Genomic DNA, 15,969 nt, shown 5'->3' with positions numbered 1-15,969 from the left:
GACTAACGCAAGAAGTCTAATGTCCGAATACAGCTATATTTTTTTGATTTCTACAATATCACTGGATTCAATGAGCGATTGGATATTACCAAATAAACTTTGAATATAATCAGACGCTATATGGATATCTAAATCCTCTCTGCTACGCCATTCTTCTAAGAAGAAATATCTACTCGAGTCATTTTCGCTAATATAAAGCTCATATTTCAAGCATCCTTCTTCGTGAAGCGTAGGCTCTATTACACTTTTTAAAAGCGCTTCTAACGTCTCTTTTTGATCTGACTTTGCCTTAAAGTTCGCAATTACTGAAATAGTCATTATTTCACCTTTAATTTGTTTTAGAAGTTTTCTAGTACAATTTTGCCTTTTGACTTACCTGATTCAAGTAACTTATGCGCCTTCTCCAAGTTTGCAGCGTTAATTTTGCCTAGATTTTGGTTGAGGGTACTTCTAATTTTTTGCTGATCAACTAATTGAGCAACCTGTTGCAATAGATCACCTTGCTTTTCAATATCATCGGTTTCATACATTGAACGGGTGAACATCAGCTCCCAATGGATAGAAATAGATTTAGTCTTAAACGGCATAATATCAAATGTTTGTGGATCATCGATCAATCCAAGCTTGCCTTGTGGTGCAATCAGAGAAACTATTTGCTTGATATATGTTTCTGTATGATTTGTAGAGAATACGTATTTTGGTTTTTCAATGCCTAGTGTATCGATTTGTGCATTCAAATCTTTGCTATGATCAATGACATGGTCGGCACCCAGTGATTCAACCCAAGATTTCGTTTCTTCACGTGAAGCTGTTGCTATAACGGTCAGATTTGTTTTTGCTTTTAGGAGTTGGATAGTGATAGATCCTACACCGCCTGCACCACCAATAATTAGAATACTGCCAATTTCTGTTTCTGAAATTTGAAACCGATCAAACAGCATTTCCCATGCCGTTATTGCAGTTAATGGCAATGCTGCTGCTTCTGCATTAGATACTGTAATGGGTTTAAGACTGATGATTCGTTCATCGACTGCTTGAAACTCAGCATTACTACCATCTCGGGTTAAATCGCCAGCATACCAAACAGAATCTCCTACTTTAAATGAGGTAACTTTTGAGCCAACTTCGATAATTTCCCCAACGGCATCCCAACCTAAAATACGATTATTTGCTTTAGACGAATTTTTTCTCACTTTGGTATCAACTGGGTTCACAGAAATTGCCTGAACTTTTACCAGTACATCACGCTCCTTAAGCGTAGGCTTAGCTTTTTCAATATCTACCAATGAATTTTTAAAATCATCATGGTTATTTATAACATACGATACGGCTTTCATAGATTTGTCCTTAACTTTAAAAATATAGTAAAAATGGGAGCAAGGTGCTCCCATTTTTTGTTATTCAATTATTAAAACTCTTGGCTCGTTGGGCGTAAAACAATTTCATTAATATCTACATCCGCAGGCTGTTCAATTGCATAAGCAATTGCTCGAGCGACTGAGTCAGCTGGTATAGCTTGTTTGTAGAAATCAGTAACAAACTCTGAACTTTCTTTATGAGAAGAACCAAATTTTAGTTCTGACTCAACTGCACCAGGTTCAATAGTCGTCGTTCTAATTGTTCCCCCAACTTCATGACGAAGTCCTTCAGAGATGGCTCTTACAGCAAACTTAGTACCGCTATAAACAGTACCTCCTGGACTAAATACTTTTAACCCTGCAACAGATGCGAGATTAATAAAGTGTCCAAAGTTTTGTTTTTGGAAAACAGGTAGAGTAGCTGCTATACCATAAAGAACACCTTTAATATTAATGTCGATCATACGATCCCATTCATCAACTTTTAGCTCGCTTAATGGTGCAATAGACATTAATCCAGCATTGTTTACCAATACATCGATTTGACCAAATGCGCTTAATGCCTTTTCAATAAGTGCTTGTACTTCATGTGGTTTGGTTATATCCATACCAATAAATTCAGCTTGACCACCTTCAACACGAATGTCGTGAACAATAGCCTCTAATTTTTCAGTACGTCTAGCACCAAGTACAACCTTTGCACCTTTTTTAGCAAGTAAGCGAGCAGTAGCTTCACCTAAACCACTACTTGCACCAGTGATAACAATAACTTTATTTTCTATATTATTCATACAAGTGCCCTTCAACCTATCTGTCAATCATATTTGATGGATTAAGTATTACAGCCTTGTTAGGTATAATAAATGAATAATATTATCTTTCAGAATTCCTATTTACGGAATAATTACCAGACCACAGGATTGGACATGCAGAACAAATTGGAAATGATGCGTATCTTTTGTGTCGCAGCAGAGTCTCGAAATTTTAAAGAGGCAGCCACTCAGCTCGGTATTTCCCCGCAGCTAGTGACACGGGCAATAAAAGAGCTAGAAGAGCAGCGCGGAGAGATTCTGTTCTACAGGAGTACTCGACAAATTAAAATTACTGCTGATGGTGAGCGTTTGGCAAAGCAAGCACGTTTTGCGGTGGGATCCATTGATGCTCTGCTTGTAAAAAACACCAAGGAAAAACGAGATGAAATGCGTGGGACTGTCCGTCTTACTGTTTCGTCAGTGTTAGGGCGTAAATTGGTAGTACCTGCACTAGCAGAATTTGCCACACGTTACCCAGATATTGTCGTGGAATGTGTGCTAACAGATTCACACTCGGATGTGATCGATGAGCGGATAGATATCGGGATCAGATTTGGATTTTTGCCGGACAATCGATATGTGGCAAGGGAATTGGCTAAAGTGAACTTTTATTCTGTGGGTACGCCAGAGTTAATTGATAAGGTCGGAATGCCTAAAAAAATTATTGACCTTGATAAATACCCTCTAACCGCACTAGTCGATCATAAAACAGGGCGTTACTGGCCATGGACATTCACCGAAAGTCGAAACTTTACGCCATCAAATCCCCGTTTTATTACAGATGATCTAGAAGCTGAATTTCAAGCTATTCTCGCTGGAGTTGGATTCGGACACATGCCTGGATTTCTAGTTTTGCCGTGGCTTAGGAGTGGTAAGCTCATTCAGATACTTCATGAGGAAACCTCTCCCGTTTGGCGCCTGTATTTATATCGTCCACAGCGGGGCCCGACACCTTTGCGAATCCGAGCATTGTTTGATTACTTAGCGGAAGTGCTGGGCCATATAGAAACCTGAATCAGAAGGAACTAACCTTTTTTCTAGAAAGTAGAAATCAGATAAGACCATCATGTATTTAGAGTAACTACAATTTTTCCTATTTGCTGATTTGATTCAAGATAGCGCTGAGCGTCATGCATGTTCTCAAAGTTAAAGCAACGGTCGATCACTGGACGAAGATATCCTGCACCTATACTGCTAAGAATAAATCGTCTGGCTTGCTCCCTTAGAACAGGGTCATGCAGAACCTCAAGGAACAAAAAACCTCGCATGGTTAAGCTCTTGCGTAATGCAACTTTAAGGGGAAATGGTGTGATCTCTGGGCTAAGTGCACCATGCATAACCATAGTTCCTCCCACAGACATCGCTTTTGCAATCTGTTCAATATGTGGCCCTCCTACAGCATCAAAGGCGACATCAAGATATTCTCCACCCAAACGTGAAACAAGCGCCTCATACAAATCGGGTTCATCTTCACTGGCTATAACATTTTTAACACCGAGATCCAGTAAACGTTGCTTTTTCTCTATCGTTTGTGTACTTGCAATGACCTTAGCACCCGCTGCTTCAGCGATCTGTATCGCAGCTAGTCCTACACTACTTGAAGCTGCTGTGATCAAGATCGTTTTTCCTTTCGAAACTCCACCAGCATGGATTACACCACCCCAAGCCGTCAAATACTGCATCCAGATTGAAGAAGCTTCTTCCCAGCTTAAACTATCAGGTTTGTGAACTAAAAAAGTTTCTGGAATCAGAAGCTTGTCCGTATATGTCCCATATTTGGCTAGATTGTCAGTCGGAAGAATCGATACTGCATCTCCTGGAGAAAATTGGCGTACATCTTCACCTATCGCAAGAACTATGCCTGCTCCCTCATATCCCAGACGAGAAGGGAATACTGCCTTTTGAATATAAGTACCACGCCGAAACATTACATCAGCCCGGTTGAGTCCGATCGTTTTCATATGGATTAGAACTTCTCCTGCTGCTGGTAAAGCAACAGGAAGTGTTTCTAATGTCAGAACATCTGTATCTCCAATACTATTGAAGCGCCAAGTCTTGGCCTGAAGTGCGTTAAATGACATCAATCACTACCTTAATATTGGCAGAGCGATCTTGAACAGCATCATGAGCCTCAATCGCTTGGTCTAGAGTAAAATTACGAGGATCAACAATAGGACGCAGTTTACCTTCCTCAACGAGACGAGTCGCGATCTTAAGGATATCACCATGATGAGCACGGCGATTGCCTGTTAACATCGGCATTAGGACGAATACGCCAGACATTGTGGCACACCGTAGAGATGAACTCGCTAAATTATGATTACCAAATGCAGCACAGCTGGTAATGTGGCCATAGTGAGTTGTCATGGAAAGTGAAGCTTCGAGTACTGGACCACCCACAGTGTCGTAAACAATGTTAAAACCTTGACCCTCAGGGCTTGCAGCAATAATGTCATCGGAAGATGCTGTTGTGTAATCGAGAGGTGTTGCACCGAGTTCTGAAATCAGTGATTGATCAGCTGTACGACCAGTCGCCCAAACATTTGCATCAAGTGCTTTTGCAAGCTGAACCACCATATAACCAACGCCACCAGCACCACCTTGAACCAGTACAGTTTGCCCTGGTTGGACCTTCGCATTATCCACTAAACCTTCCCAAGCGGTGAGGAACGTCAATGGTAGTACTGCTGCCTCGCGCATAGAGATATTCCGTGGCTTTAATGCGATCAGATCAGCATCTGCTACAACATATTCTGCTAAAGATCCTTGAAGATTACGAACGCCACCAATCAGACCGTAAACTTCATCTCCGACGTTGAAGTGAGTGACACCTTCACCAATAGCAATTACAACCCCAGCCATATCTGTTCCCAACACGGCAGGAAGCTCTGGCATAGCATATGGTGCTTCACCAAGACGAATTTTATAATCAATAGGGTTTACACCACTGGCATGAATACGTATTAGAACTTGCCCAGCCTCTGGTTGAGGTATAGGGAGTTCTACACGTGTAAATTCATGATCACCAAAATTTTCTAGGATAAGAGCATTCATCATCTTATTCATAGTTGTTCCTTATTCTTAACTGGGGGATGATATGCACAGTACCAAAGTAAATTAATCCAATAAATGATATTTATAGGATTTAATAATTCCTAAATAATGAATAATAAATATCATCCGCTCACTAAAAATATTCTAGTACAGTCTGTAAAGGCAGTTTAATCTAAACTGTCGGTAGTATTTTCAAGGCTTGAAACGTTCAAAATATCTACAAAGTGGCTAAAATTTGAAACATAATTCTAAAAGGTCACAGCATTACAAAGAACATGAGCCAAAATAAAAAATGGCAGCTAAAAGTCCCATTTTTTTGTGACCTTCGCATAAGCTCTACGATGTTAATTTAAAAAAACTAAAAACAGGGATAGAAAATTTTCGCTAAAGACCTTTTTGATTTTTCGATTTATAAAAATTATTGCTTTTTTTATACTATGGGGTACTATAGTATTAATGCTAGCAAATAAGGAGGTCTGATGCCTAATCAGGTTGAAGACAAAAAAAAGATTCTTCTACGCGTCAGAAAGATCAAAGGTCAGACGCAAGCGATTGAAAAAGCGTTAGAAGACAATGTGGAATGTGGTGCAATTCTGCAACAAATATGCTCTGTGCGTGGTGCTATTAATGGTTTAATGAATGAGATGTTAGAGGTTCATTTAAAAGACACTTTAGTATCAGGTGAAACCACAGAACAACAACGAAAAGAAGAATTGGCTGAAATCGCCAAGATTCTAAAATCATATTTAAAATAGATTTGTATAAGGAATTATTCCATGAAGTCACGTGCTGCCGTTGCGTTTGGTCCTGGTCAACCTCTTCAAATTGTTGAGGTTGATGTTGCACCACCGAAGAAAGGTGAAGTATTAATCAAGATCTCCCATACCGGTGTGTGTCATACAGACGCATTTACTTTATCTGGCGATGATCCTGAAGGTGTTTTTCCGGCTATTCTCGGGCATGAAGGTGCTGGTGTCGTAGTTGAGGTTGGTGAAGGCGTGACTAGCGTCAAACCAGGTGATCATGTAATTCCACTTTACACCGCTGAATGTGGCGAGTGCGTATTCTGTAAATCTGGAAAATCGAACTTGTGTATTTCCGTTCGCGAAACTCAAGGTAGAGGCGTAATGCCAGATGGCACAACTCGTTTTTCCTATAATGGTCAACCGATTTACCACTATATGGGCTGCTCAACGTTCAGTGAATACACAGTAGTGGCAGAAGTATCATTGGCTAAAATCAATCCTGAAGCCAATCACGAACATGTCTGCTTACTAGGTTGTGGTGTCACAACGGGTATCGGTGCAGTACACAACACCGCTAAAGTACAAGAAGGTGATAGTGTTGCGGTCTTTGGTTTAGGTGGTATCGGTCTAGCAGTCGTACAAGCCGCACGTCAAGCTAAAGCAGGACGTATTATTGTGGTTGACATGAATCCAGATAAATTTGCGCTGGCAAAAGAGTTTGGTGCAACGGACTTCTTGAACCCTAAAGACTACGATAAACCGATCCAGCAAGTAATTGTCGAAATGACTGGCTGGGGTGTAGATCATTCATTTGAATGTATTGGTAACGTGAATGTAATGCGTGCAGCCCTTGAAAGTGCACACCGTGGCTGGGGACAATCCGTAATTATTGGTGTAGCTGGCGCAGGTCAAGAAATCTCTACCCGTCCATTCCAACTAGTTACTGGTCGTAAATGGTTAGGTTCTGCTTTTGGTGGCGTAAAAGGTCGCACGCAACTTCCAGGAATGGTTGAAGATGCCATGAAAGGTAAAATTCAATTAGAACCATTTGTGACACATACGATGGGCTTGGATCAGATCAATGAAGCCTTTGATCTAATGCATGAAGGTAAGTCAATTCGTACTGTAATTCATTACGAATAATTCCGTCAGACCTTATACGATTCCATGCATGTGCATCATGAATGACATGCATGGAATCCTCTAAAACGGCACATTATCTGTAAAACAGATCTAACTGTGCAGGCATCGTGTATAGGTTCAATAAACCTGCCTACATTTTAAATCTTTATCACTATTCTCTGTGGAGAATGTCAGACTCTTTGTTTACTCGATTTCTCATGAAGTCTTGCTCAACATAGGTAATTGATTATGGAAATAATTGAGAAACATGCTTCTTTTGGTGGATCGCAAGAAGTGTATCGCCATCAGTCAATAGCATTAAACTGTTCAATGAAATTCTCAATATATCTGCCACCTCATGATAAAGATGAGCGGTTGCCAGTTTTATATTGGTTATCAGGACTGACTTGCAACGAACAGAACTTTATTACTAAAGCCGGAGCACAAAAGTATGCGGCTGAACATAAAGTCATTATTGTTGCACCAGATACCAGCCCACGTGGAGAGGATGTACCAGATCATGCAGATTATGATTTAGGCCAAGGCGCAGGATTCTATGTGAATGCAACACAAGCACCCTGGTCACAGCATTTCAAAATGTATGATTATATTGTGGAAGAGCTCAGAAATCTGATTGACCTGAATTTTCCGACCAATCAAGTCCAAAGCATTATGGGGCATAGCATGGGTGGTCATGGTGCATTAGTAATTGGGTTAAAAAATCCTGAGCTGTATAAAAGTATTTCTACTTTTGCACCAATTGTTGCACCTAGCCAAGTACCTTGGGGGAAAAAGGCTTTCACACACTACCTAGGTGAAACCGAAACTTTATGGAAAAGCTATGATGCGATTGAATTAATCAAAAACGCTGAAGTTCATTTACCTATTTTAGTGGATCAGGGAACAGCTGATGATTTTCTTGAAGAACAGTTAAGGCCTAAGCTTCTTAGTGATATTTGTTTGGAACAAGAATATCCTCTTACACTTAACCTAAGGGAAGGGTATGACCATAGCTATTACTTCATTGCGAGCTTTATAGAGAAACATCTAGAGTTTCACAGCAAATTCCTAGCTAAATAACTTTCATAGATATGAGGATGTACATGTTGTTCTTGAATGTCTCTTGAGCAATATAATTTCCAGATGAAGAGGTCAGCTTATAAAGCTAAGGACGAATCAATTGATCCTTATATAACTAAGATTAAATTTAATCATCTCATATCTTAATTTTTTGATTCAAATGTTAATGATATTAACTTGAATAAATTCATAGCATTATGCCGAAATAAAAAAATCAGATTTTGGCTCAGCTATGGGATTTTTTTTAACTTTTATACAACAAAACTTTCTGACATGCATCCATTAGCAATGTCAGAATCGTTTTAATTCTAATCAATTGTGGAGTTTTAGTCATGCTTAAAACAGCTTTATATGTCCGCCTTGAAGCTAAACCGGGTAAAGAAGACGAAGTGGAAGCTTTCCTTAAAGCCGGTTTACCTATTGTAATGGAAGAACCTGCGACAGTTGCGTGGTTTGGCCTACGTCTTGGACCTACAACATTTGGTATTTTTGATGCATTTCCTGATGAGGCGGGTCGCGAAGCACATTTATCTGGCAAGGTTGCAGCTGCTTTGATGGCTCAGGCCGATGAGCTATTTTCAGAGCCACCGTCTATTGAAAAAGTAGATGTTTTGGCGAGTAAACTACCAGCTTAAACCGACGCTTAAATGTATGAGTGTGCTGCCTGAAATTTTGAATGAAAGGCAGCACTCTAACCCTGTGAGGTTTGTCGGAGGCTTTTTATTCAAGTTGGGCTACTTTATTTGATGGCTTAATTTCATCATTTACATGGGTCAATATCAAAACAGGGTAAATAAACGAATGCACCCATGTACATGCTTTATATTGAACCAATATATCTAATTTACTGTCGCATTTGTACATCTGTTAAACCGTGCCAATCTGCTTTTAAATATTCAATCACCTCTGTTTTAGCCAATGCGTTCATGACCATGTCAGTATTCATACGTGTTGATACCTTTCATCCAACAATCGCTCGTGAAAATACATCAATAATAAAAGCGGTATAGAACAAGCCTGGATTTTTTAACCATCACTAAAGTTGCAAGCTGAAATAATTTTTATAAAAATAGACGACTGGTCTATTTTTATGTATAGTCACCACATGGTGTAGGCAAAAGCCGCAGTGTTGTCCAATTTTTTAAAGTTTATTTGATGAATAACGGTGGTTTTTCAAATCAATTAACTGATCATCCTAGGATAAAAATATGCTGAATTTTAACTTTTATAATCCGACCCGTATTATTTTTGGTGTCGATACAATAGCTAAAATCAATGACTATGTGCCTACAGAAGCAAAAGTATTAATGTTGTTTGGTGGTGAAAGTGCACGTAAGAATGGTACTTTAGCTGAGGTACGTGAAGCATTAGGTGCAAGAGAAATTCATGAATTTGGCGGAATTGAGCCGAATCCGAGTTATGAAACCCTCATGAAAGCTGTAGAGCTGATTCGAGAACAAAAGATAGATTTCTTGATGGCTGTCGGTGGTGGATCGGTAATTGATGGTACTAAATTTATTGCAGCAGCAGTCAATTATACAGGGGATACATGGGAGATTTTAGAAACCCATGGTACTAAAATTACTCAAGCTTTGCCTTTTGCGAGTGTACTCACCCTTCCGGCAACTGGTTCAGAAATGAATAGCGGTGGGGTAGTCACCAGAAAATCGACCCAAGCCAAATTGTCATTTAGCAGTCCCTATGTTTTTCCACAATTTTCCGTACTCGATCCGAATAAAACTTTTAGCTTGCCGACGCGCCAGTTGGCTAATGGCGTGGTCGATGCATTTATTCATGTCATGGAACAGTACTTAACTTACCCTGTGAATGCACAAGTACAAGATCGTTTTGCCGAAGGTCTATTGCAAACTCTGATTGAGATTGGACCGAAAATCTTGGAAGATTCAGCAGATTATGACACGCGTGCGAATTTGATGTGGGCTGCTAGCATGGCACTGAATGGGCTAATTGGAGCTGGGGTACCACAAGATTGGTCAACCCATTTGATTGGACATGAGCTCACGGCTTTATATGGTATTGATCATGCTCGTACCTTGGCCATTGTGTTGCCGGCCAATCTACATGTACGTCGTCAAGAGAAGCGAGAAAAATTACTACAGTATGCAGCTCGTGTCTGGCAGATTGTCGAAGGTGATGAAGAACAACGTATGCATACTGCTATTGCTCGTACTCGAGCCTTCTTTGAGCAACTTGGATTGCCGACTCGTCTTAACGATTATGGACTGGGGGAGACAGATATTGAGATCATCATTACGCAACTTAAATCACATAATCTTACACAGCTAGGCGAACATAAAAATGTTTCATTAGAGATCAGTCGCCAAATTCTCGAGATGAGTATCTAAGCTAAATGCGCGTATCTGGCATGCTCTGACCCTGTAACAATGCTCCTCAATCATGAAAATTATTGGAGAAATAACATGAAAATTTTAATCGTTTTAACCTCACATGATCAACTTGGCAATACTGGTAAGAAAACAGGTTTCTGGCTAGAGGAACTTGCTGCACCGTATTACACCTTTATTGACTCTGGTGCTGAAGTTACGCTGGCGTCGCCTCAAGGTGGGCAGCCACCACTAGATCCGAAAAGTAATTTAGCCGATGCTCAAACTGAAACCACTCATCGTTTTGAAGCAGATCCAACTGCAATGCAAGCATTGGCACAGACGCATAAACTTAGCGAAATTTCTGTAGCTGATTATGATGCAGTGTTTTATCCAGGCGGGCATGGCCCATTGTGGGATTTAGCAGAAGATCCGATTTCAATTTCTCTGATTGAACAGGCGATTCAGTCTGGCAAACCTGTTGCAGCAGTGTGTCATGCCCCGGGTGTTCTTCGTCATGTGAAAGCGAGTAATGGAGCGCCTTTAGTTAGCGGTAAATTAGTGACTGGTTTCACCAATACTGAGGAGGCCGCTGTAGGTTTGACTGAAATTGTACCATTTTTAGTCGAAGACATGCTTAAACAAAACGGTGGTCATTATTCTAAAGTGGATGATTGGCAAGTATATGTTCAAGTAGATGGCTTGCTGGTTACTGGACAAAATCCAGCCTCTTCTGCTGCAACCGCTACAGCATTACTTCAATTGTTGAAATAAAGAGTAGCTAGTGTGTGTTGTGGTGCTTAGCAGTGAATAAAACTTCTGACTCTGAGCAACTGGCGCAATAAGCAAAATAACCCTCATTTAATGGTGAAGGGCCTGAGTGAATAGCTTTTCTTCCTTTATTTTTCTATATACAGGAAGGAAGGGTATTTTTTTAGTTTAGATCAATTTAGTCATGATTACTTGGATACAATGAAATGAAGACCAGCAAACTTTTTCAAAATTTAAGCTTAGGCCCTTATGTTTTGCAAAACCGTATTGTATTGCCACCATTAACGCGGTCGCGCAGTACTCAGCCAGGTAATATTCCAAATGAATTAATGGCAACCTATTATCAACAGCGTGCCGGGGCAGGATCTATGGTCACCGAAGGTACGCAAATCGAGCCACGTGGTCAAGGCTATGCTTGGACTCCCGGTATTTACAGCCCTGAACAGATTGCTGGATGGCGTAAAGTGACGGAAGCAGTGCATGCTAAAGGAGGCATTATTTTTGCACAGCTTTGACATGTTGGGCGTGTTTCACATACATCTTTGCAACCCGATCATGCATCACCGGTCGCACCCTCTGCTATCAGGGCTGATAGTAATGTTAAAGTCTTTATTGAGACCGGGCCTAATGCTGGGACCTTGGCTGATCCTTCAATGCCACGTGCTTTAAGCAATGCAGAAGTTAAAGAATTAGTGCAACTCTATGCTCAAGCAGCACGCAATGCCTTGGCTGCTGGTTTTGATGGGGTTGAAATTCATTGTGCAAATGGTTATTTGGTGAATCAATTTATCTCTGCACATAGTAACCACCGTGAAGATGAATATGGTGGATCACTAAACAATCGTTTGCGTTTTTTACGTGAAGTAGTAGAGGCAGTTGCTGAGGTGGTTGGTGCAGATCGTTTAGGAGTGCGTTTTGCCCCGCTATTTGAAAGTACAGAGGAAGATCGTGTTTACATAGGGTTGGTTGAAGATGATCCACATGTGACTTATATTGAAGCCGTAAAAATACTTGAAGAAGTTGGGATTGCCTATTTATCGATTGCAGAAGCTGATTGGGATAATGCACCAGAACTTCCTCATGATTTTCGTAGAGATGTCAGAGACACTTTCAGTGGTCGGATTATTTATGCAGGTCGATATACGGCAGAAAGAGGGACTCGAATTTTAGAGGCAGGACTGGCCGATTTAATTGCATTTGGACGCCCATTTATTGCGAATCCAGATTTACCCGATCGCATCGCTAATGGCTGGCCATTGAATGCAGTAGATGCAAGCACTATGTATGGTGGGACGGAAAAAGGCTATATTGATTATCCAGCTTACGCAGATTAATCTCGACTAAGTGAGTTATTTTGCCAACCTTTGTGGTTGGCAATATAAGGGCTTAGGATTGCTGTTGCCAGCACAATTTCTTGTTAAAACAAATTCTTAAAATTTTTTAGCTGTGTAATGAGCCAACCTGCCAGTGGGAAAGAAATCAGTTGCGTTACTGGCACTAATACTATGACTTCAATCAACACCATCATCGGGAAACTTTGATGCTGAGTAATTGGCTTTAATAAAGTGAGTACCAGTAAGAGTGTGGGATATAAGCCTAAATATCCGACTAAAATACGAGTCATGAGGGCTTTAGAAGGAGAATTCATTGCGCGCTATACTCATTGATTGTAAATCGATCTAATAGCAATACATGAATAAGTAATCATTGGGTTGCTATCATAAACCATTAATTATGTAATTGATATTTAATTTAATTTTTATGAATCTTCACTTTTTAATAGAAATTTAGTTGCTCTCAGAGCTTGATGTAATGGCGTTTTATCTTTTTGCAACTTACTCAGTAATGCTGCACCTAACCACATTTGGTAAAGTACTTGTGCCAACGTCCAGGCCTCAGTATCTGCTTGGATAGACTGATCCTGTTTTCCCAAATCAATTAAAGCAGCAATCCGTTGGATTACATCATCGACGCCAGCGGACATAATGGAGCGCATATCTTCAGATAGATCGGCAACTTCTGCGGCAAGTTTCACAATTAAACAGCTATCCGCCCAACCACACTTTGTTTCAGGATCTTCTATCCATAAATTAAAATACTCAATCAGCTTTTGATAAGGGGATTTATCGCTACGCCATACATCATTTAAACGGACTTGGTAATTATCCACATAATGTTGTACCAATTCACATCCGAAAGCTTCCTTGGATTGGAAATAATGATAAAACGAGCCTTTAGGGATCTCACAGCTCTGTAAAATTTCCTGTAATCCTACACCAGTAAAACCTTTATGCAAAATCAGGTCTGAACTGGTATTAAGAATGTGTAAGCGCTTCGCTTCAGACTTTTTAATAGGATTAGGCTTCATATTAATTATTTACTCTATTGTAAAAAAATAGACCGGTCGTATTGTTTTTTATTATAACTCATCTACAATGGATGTAAAGAAATTTTAATCATAATTTTTGATTGTGAATAGAAATACTTCTAAATAAAACATGGAGTTATATGTGTGAAAACAGTTATTAATCAACGTATCGTTTTAGCTCAACGGCCAGTCGGTGAGCCAAAACACAGCGATTTTCGTATTGAGCAAGTTGAGCTCAATGAACTTAAACAAGGCGAAATGTTGTTAAAGACCATTTACTTGTCACTCGATCCTTATATGCGTGGTCGCATGAGTGATGCTCCTTCATATGCAGCACCGGTTGAAATTGGCGAAGTGATGGTCGGTGGAACAGTCAGTCAAGTGGTAGCCTCTAAAAACCCAAAATTCAAAGAAGGCGAGTGGGTTCTTTCAGGAAATGGCTGGCAGGGCTACGCAATTTCTAATGGGACTGCATGTCAAAGCTTAGGTATGCAACCTGAACATCCATCTTGGGCACTGGGTATTTTGGGAATGCCAGGATTTACTGCTTATATGGGGCTGTTGGACATTGGTCAGCCTAAAGCCGGTGAAACTTTAGTCGTTGCAGCTGCAACGGGACCTGTTGGTGCTACGGTTGGACAGATTGGCAAAATTAAAGGTTGTCGCGTGGTTGGCATCGCAGGTGGGTCTGAAAAATGTCGTTATGCAGTAGAAGAGCTCGGCTTCGATGCTTGTATCAATCATCATGATGAAAATTTTGCAGAACAATTACAACAAGCAGTTCCCAACGGTATTGATATTTATTATGAGAATGTAGGGGGTAAAGTGTTTGATGCGGTATGGCCATTGCTTAACTCTGCGGCACGTGTACCGGTGTGTGGTGTGGTTTCCCAATATAACTCTACCGAGCAAGCACAAGGGCTAGACCGTTTACCGGGCTTTATTTCCACCCTTTTAAGAAAGCGTATTCGCATGCAAGGCTTTATTATTTTTGATGATTATGGCAGTCAGTATCCGGAATTCTATCAGCAAATGTCTGAATGGTTGAAAGACGGAAAAATCAAATATAAAGAGCATATAGTGCAAGGTTTAGATAACACGATCAATGCTTTCAATGGTATGTTGAAAGGCGAAAACTTTGGCAAAGTGGTTGTAAAAATTTAAAAAAATAGGAATTATCATGATTACACTACATCATTTAGATCAATCACGTTCTTTTCGCATTTTGTGGTTACTTGAAGAAATCAAGCAGCCCTATGAGCTGAAACGCTATTATCGTGACTCAAGCACGCATTTGGCCCCTGAATCTTTAAAAACCATCCATCCTTTAGGGAAATCTCCAGTATTGGAATGGGATGGCAAAGTTATTGCAGAGTCAGGCGCAATCGTTGAGTTATTAATTCAGAAACTTGCGCCGCATTTAGCACCAGATATGGATGAACCTACCTATGTCGATTATCTACAGTGGATTCATTTCTCAGAAAGCTCTGCCATGCTGCCATTTTTGTTAAAAACGTTTAATGCGCTAGAAACCAAGCAGGGTACGAAGTTGGTATTTCTAGAAAATTATACTCAAGTTGAGTTTGATAAAGTATTTAGCTATTTAAATGAATATTTAAAAGATAAAGAATTTCTAGTGGCAGACCGTTTAACCGGTGCTGACTTTATGATGGGCTTTGGACTACATGCTTTAGTTTATCATATGGGACAAGGTGAAAATTATCCGCATATCCAACGTTATGTAGCAGGTTTAAGCCAACTACCTAGCTGGCAAGCCGCAGTACAAATTGAACAAAATGGTGTGAAAAGTCAAAAATAGCAAGATTGTTTTTTAAGGCAATTGAGAAAAAGAATCGTCATTGACAAGTACATCTAGTTATAAAATAAGCTGACACTTATTTAAATTAAACGCCTAATGAATTTCATCGGGCGTTCTTTATTTTAAAGATAAGGAATTACCATTATTTAAGACAAGTTTCGCCTATTCTTTCACTGCAAATTCCTATCAAAAGGGCTTGAATATCACGACGGTTACGTTGAAAGATATAATCAACTTTTGAAAGAAAAGTGACTAACGCACAGTAAGATTAAATTATTCCTCGGGGGATTGAACAAGTGATCTACATCATTTTACTAACATAAACACATATAAGTAAAAATCGCGCCCCAGTTTAACTGGCAATAGTTTTTGAACCCTTGTATAAAAGCTTAAACGAATTTAGCAAGTCTTTATTTAATGTCAATACTCATCCAGTATTGAGGTTTTTTATCTTTTCTTGCCTGTGATCTAGGTTGTAATACTCTAATTTCATA

At 39.9% G+C, this 15,969-nt stretch carries 16 protein-coding genes and 2 pseudogenes; 10 read left to right on the top strand and 8 right to left on the bottom strand.

Features of this window, described 5'->3' with window-relative positions:
* Window positions 1–33: 33 nt before the first annotated feature.
* The 3 genes from B3Q46_RS11435 to B3Q46_RS11425 form a co-directional block, all read right to left on the bottom strand.
* Complete coding sequence (locus B3Q46_RS11435; RefSeq protein WP_004281848.1) at window positions 34–318, bottom strand: putative quinol monooxygenase; 285 nt, start codon at window positions 316–318, stop codon at window positions 34–36.
* Between the two features lie 20 nt (window positions 319–338).
* On the bottom strand, window positions 339–1,337 hold the full coding sequence (locus B3Q46_RS11430) for a zinc-binding alcohol dehydrogenase family protein (protein WP_286715803.1): 999 nt from the start codon (window positions 1,335–1,337) through the stop codon (window positions 339–341).
* Between the two features lie 71 nt (window positions 1,338–1,408).
* Window positions 1,409–2,149, bottom strand: a complete 741-nt coding sequence (locus B3Q46_RS11425; protein WP_286715800.1) for an SDR family oxidoreductase — start codon at window positions 2,147–2,149, stop codon at window positions 1,409–1,411.
* Window positions 2,150–2,284: 135 nt separating this feature from the next.
* Here B3Q46_RS11425 and B3Q46_RS11420 point away from each other — a divergent pair, with 135 nt between their 5' ends.
* Window positions 2,285–3,184 (top strand): LysR family transcriptional regulator, encoded by a 900-nt coding sequence (locus B3Q46_RS11420; protein WP_004780095.1) that lies wholly within the window; start codon window positions 2,285–2,287, stop codon window positions 3,182–3,184.
* 50 nt (window positions 3,185–3,234) lie between these two features.
* Here the strand turns inward: B3Q46_RS11420 and B3Q46_RS11415 are convergent, their stop codons facing one another.
* Window positions 3,235–4,251, bottom strand: a complete 1,017-nt coding sequence (locus B3Q46_RS11415; protein ID WP_286715797.1) for a zinc-dependent alcohol dehydrogenase family protein — start codon at window positions 4,249–4,251, stop codon at window positions 3,235–3,237.
* On the bottom strand, window positions 4,241–5,236 hold the full coding sequence (locus tag B3Q46_RS11410; RefSeq protein WP_286715795.1) for a zinc-dependent alcohol dehydrogenase family protein: 996 nt from the start codon (window positions 5,234–5,236) through the stop codon (window positions 4,241–4,243). The genes B3Q46_RS11415 and B3Q46_RS11410 overlap by 11 nt, the downstream gene beginning before the upstream one ends.
* Before the next feature lie 467 nt (window positions 5,237–5,703).
* On the opposite strand from B3Q46_RS11410, the gene B3Q46_RS11405 reads away from it, so the two are divergent.
* From B3Q46_RS11405 to B3Q46_RS11390, 4 genes are all read left to right on the top strand, one after another.
* Window positions 5,704–5,979 carry a metal/formaldehyde-sensitive transcriptional repressor gene (locus tag B3Q46_RS11405; RefSeq protein WP_001133624.1) on the top strand — a complete coding sequence of 92 codons (276 nt, stop codon included), beginning with the start codon at window positions 5,704–5,706 and terminating at the stop codon, window positions 5,977–5,979.
* Window positions 5,980–6,000: 21 nt separating this feature from the next.
* Entirely contained in the window at window positions 6,001–7,113 is a 1,113-nt protein-coding gene (locus tag B3Q46_RS11400; RefSeq protein WP_000842149.1) for an S-(hydroxymethyl)glutathione dehydrogenase/class III alcohol dehydrogenase, read from the top strand.
* Window positions 7,114–7,341: 228 nt separating this feature from the next.
* Complete coding sequence (gene fghA, locus B3Q46_RS11395) at window positions 7,342–8,172, top strand: S-formylglutathione hydrolase (RefSeq protein WP_004780090.1); 831 nt, start codon at window positions 7,342–7,344, stop codon at window positions 8,170–8,172.
* A gap of 332 nt (window positions 8,173–8,504) precedes the next feature.
* Window positions 8,505–8,807, top strand: a complete 303-nt coding sequence (locus tag B3Q46_RS11390) for a putative quinol monooxygenase (RefSeq protein ID WP_004780089.1) — start codon at window positions 8,505–8,507, stop codon at window positions 8,805–8,807.
* A gap of 85 nt (window positions 8,808–8,892) precedes the next feature.
* Here B3Q46_RS11390 and B3Q46_RS16450 read toward each other — a convergent pair.
* A pseudogene (locus B3Q46_RS16450) lies at window positions 8,893–9,190 on the bottom strand (hypothetical protein); the annotation flags it as partial.
* Window positions 9,191–9,380: 190 nt separating this feature from the next.
* Between B3Q46_RS16450 and B3Q46_RS11380 the strand changes: the two are divergent.
* The 3 genes and pseudogenes from B3Q46_RS11380 to B3Q46_RS11370 all read left to right on the top strand — a co-directional run bounded on the left by B3Q46_RS11380 (window position 9,381) and on the right by B3Q46_RS11370 (window position 12,622).
* Window positions 9,381–10,538: an iron-containing alcohol dehydrogenase gene (locus B3Q46_RS11380; RefSeq protein ID WP_286715574.1), complete on the top strand. Its 1,158-nt coding sequence runs from the start codon at window positions 9,381–9,383 to the stop codon at window positions 10,536–10,538.
* 75 nt (window positions 10,539–10,613) lie between these two features.
* Window positions 10,614–11,291, top strand: a complete 678-nt coding sequence (locus tag B3Q46_RS11375) for a type 1 glutamine amidotransferase domain-containing protein (protein ID WP_004780085.1) — start codon at window positions 10,614–10,616, stop codon at window positions 11,289–11,291.
* 203 nt (window positions 11,292–11,494) lie between these two features.
* Window positions 11,495–12,622 (top strand): annotated as a pseudogene (locus B3Q46_RS11370) (alkene reductase).
* An 83-nt stretch (window positions 12,623–12,705) separates the two neighbouring features.
* Here B3Q46_RS11370 and B3Q46_RS11365 read toward each other — a convergent pair.
* The gene (locus tag B3Q46_RS11365) at window positions 12,706–12,936 is read right to left on the bottom strand and encodes a hypothetical protein (protein ID WP_001087973.1); all 231 of its coding nucleotides are present in this window, start codon (window positions 12,934–12,936) and stop codon (window positions 12,706–12,708) included.
* Between the two features lie 111 nt (window positions 12,937–13,047).
* Window positions 13,048–13,656, bottom strand: a complete 609-nt coding sequence (locus B3Q46_RS11360) for a TetR/AcrR family transcriptional regulator (protein WP_286715532.1) — start codon at window positions 13,654–13,656, stop codon at window positions 13,048–13,050.
* Window positions 13,657–13,800: 144 nt separating this feature from the next.
* Between B3Q46_RS11360 and B3Q46_RS11355 the strand changes: the two genes are divergently transcribed.
* Window positions 13,801–14,820, top strand: a complete 1,020-nt coding sequence (locus B3Q46_RS11355) for an NADP-dependent oxidoreductase (RefSeq protein WP_286715529.1) — start codon at window positions 13,801–13,803, stop codon at window positions 14,818–14,820.
* Between the two features lie 16 nt (window positions 14,821–14,836).
* The gene (locus tag B3Q46_RS11350; RefSeq protein WP_004780076.1) at window positions 14,837–15,475 is read left to right on the top strand and encodes a glutathione S-transferase family protein; all 639 of its coding nucleotides are present in this window, start codon (window positions 14,837–14,839) and stop codon (window positions 15,473–15,475) included.
* The last annotated feature ends 494 nt before the right edge of the window (window positions 15,476–15,969 follow it).

Source organism: Acinetobacter sp. UBA2581, assembly GCF_002339435.1.
In the GTDB taxonomy this organism is placed as follows: Bacteria; Pseudomonadota; Gammaproteobacteria; order Pseudomonadales; family Moraxellaceae; genus Acinetobacter; species Acinetobacter variabilis.
The sequence above is the reverse complement of the archived record's forward strand: the minus strand, read 5'-3'. Positions and strand labels throughout refer to the sequence as shown.

Coding starts and splice junctions, on each gene's coding strand:
- B3Q46_RS11435 (WP_004281848.1), bottom strand. CDS start 318: ATGACTATTTCAGTAATTGCGAACTTTAAGGCAAAGTCAGATCAAAAA.
- B3Q46_RS11430 (WP_286715803.1), bottom strand. CDS start 1,337: ATGAAAGCCGTATCGTATGTTATAAATAACCATGATGATTTTAAAAAT.
- B3Q46_RS11425 (WP_286715800.1), bottom strand. CDS start 2,149: ATGAATAATATAGAAAATAAAGTTATTGTTATCACTGGTGCAAGTAGT.
- B3Q46_RS11420 (WP_004780095.1), top strand. CDS start 2,285: ATGCAGAACAAATTGGAAATGATGCGTATCTTTTGTGTCGCAGCAGAG.
- B3Q46_RS11415 (WP_286715797.1), bottom strand. CDS start 4,251: ATGTCATTTAACGCACTTCAGGCCAAGACTTGGCGCTTCAATAGTATT.
- B3Q46_RS11410 (WP_286715795.1), bottom strand. CDS start 5,236: ATGAATAAGATGATGAATGCTCTTATCCTAGAAAATTTTGGTGATCAT.
- B3Q46_RS11405 (WP_001133624.1), top strand. CDS start 5,704: ATGCCTAATCAGGTTGAAGACAAAAAAAAGATTCTTCTACGCGTCAGA.
- B3Q46_RS11400 (WP_000842149.1), top strand. CDS start 6,001: ATGAAGTCACGTGCTGCCGTTGCGTTTGGTCCTGGTCAACCTCTTCAA.
- fghA (WP_004780090.1), top strand. CDS start 7,342: ATGGAAATAATTGAGAAACATGCTTCTTTTGGTGGATCGCAAGAAGTG.
- B3Q46_RS11390 (WP_004780089.1), top strand. CDS start 8,505: ATGCTTAAAACAGCTTTATATGTCCGCCTTGAAGCTAAACCGGGTAAA.
- B3Q46_RS11380 (WP_286715574.1), top strand. CDS start 9,381: ATGCTGAATTTTAACTTTTATAATCCGACCCGTATTATTTTTGGTGTC.
- B3Q46_RS11375 (WP_004780085.1), top strand. CDS start 10,614: ATGAAAATTTTAATCGTTTTAACCTCACATGATCAACTTGGCAATACT.
- B3Q46_RS11365 (WP_001087973.1), bottom strand. CDS start 12,936: ATGAATTCTCCTTCTAAAGCCCTCATGACTCGTATTTTAGTCGGATAT.
- B3Q46_RS11360 (WP_286715532.1), bottom strand. CDS start 13,656: ATGAAGCCTAATCCTATTAAAAAGTCTGAAGCGAAGCGCTTACACATT.
- B3Q46_RS11350 (WP_004780076.1), top strand. CDS start 14,837: ATGATTACACTACATCATTTAGATCAATCACGTTCTTTTCGCATTTTG.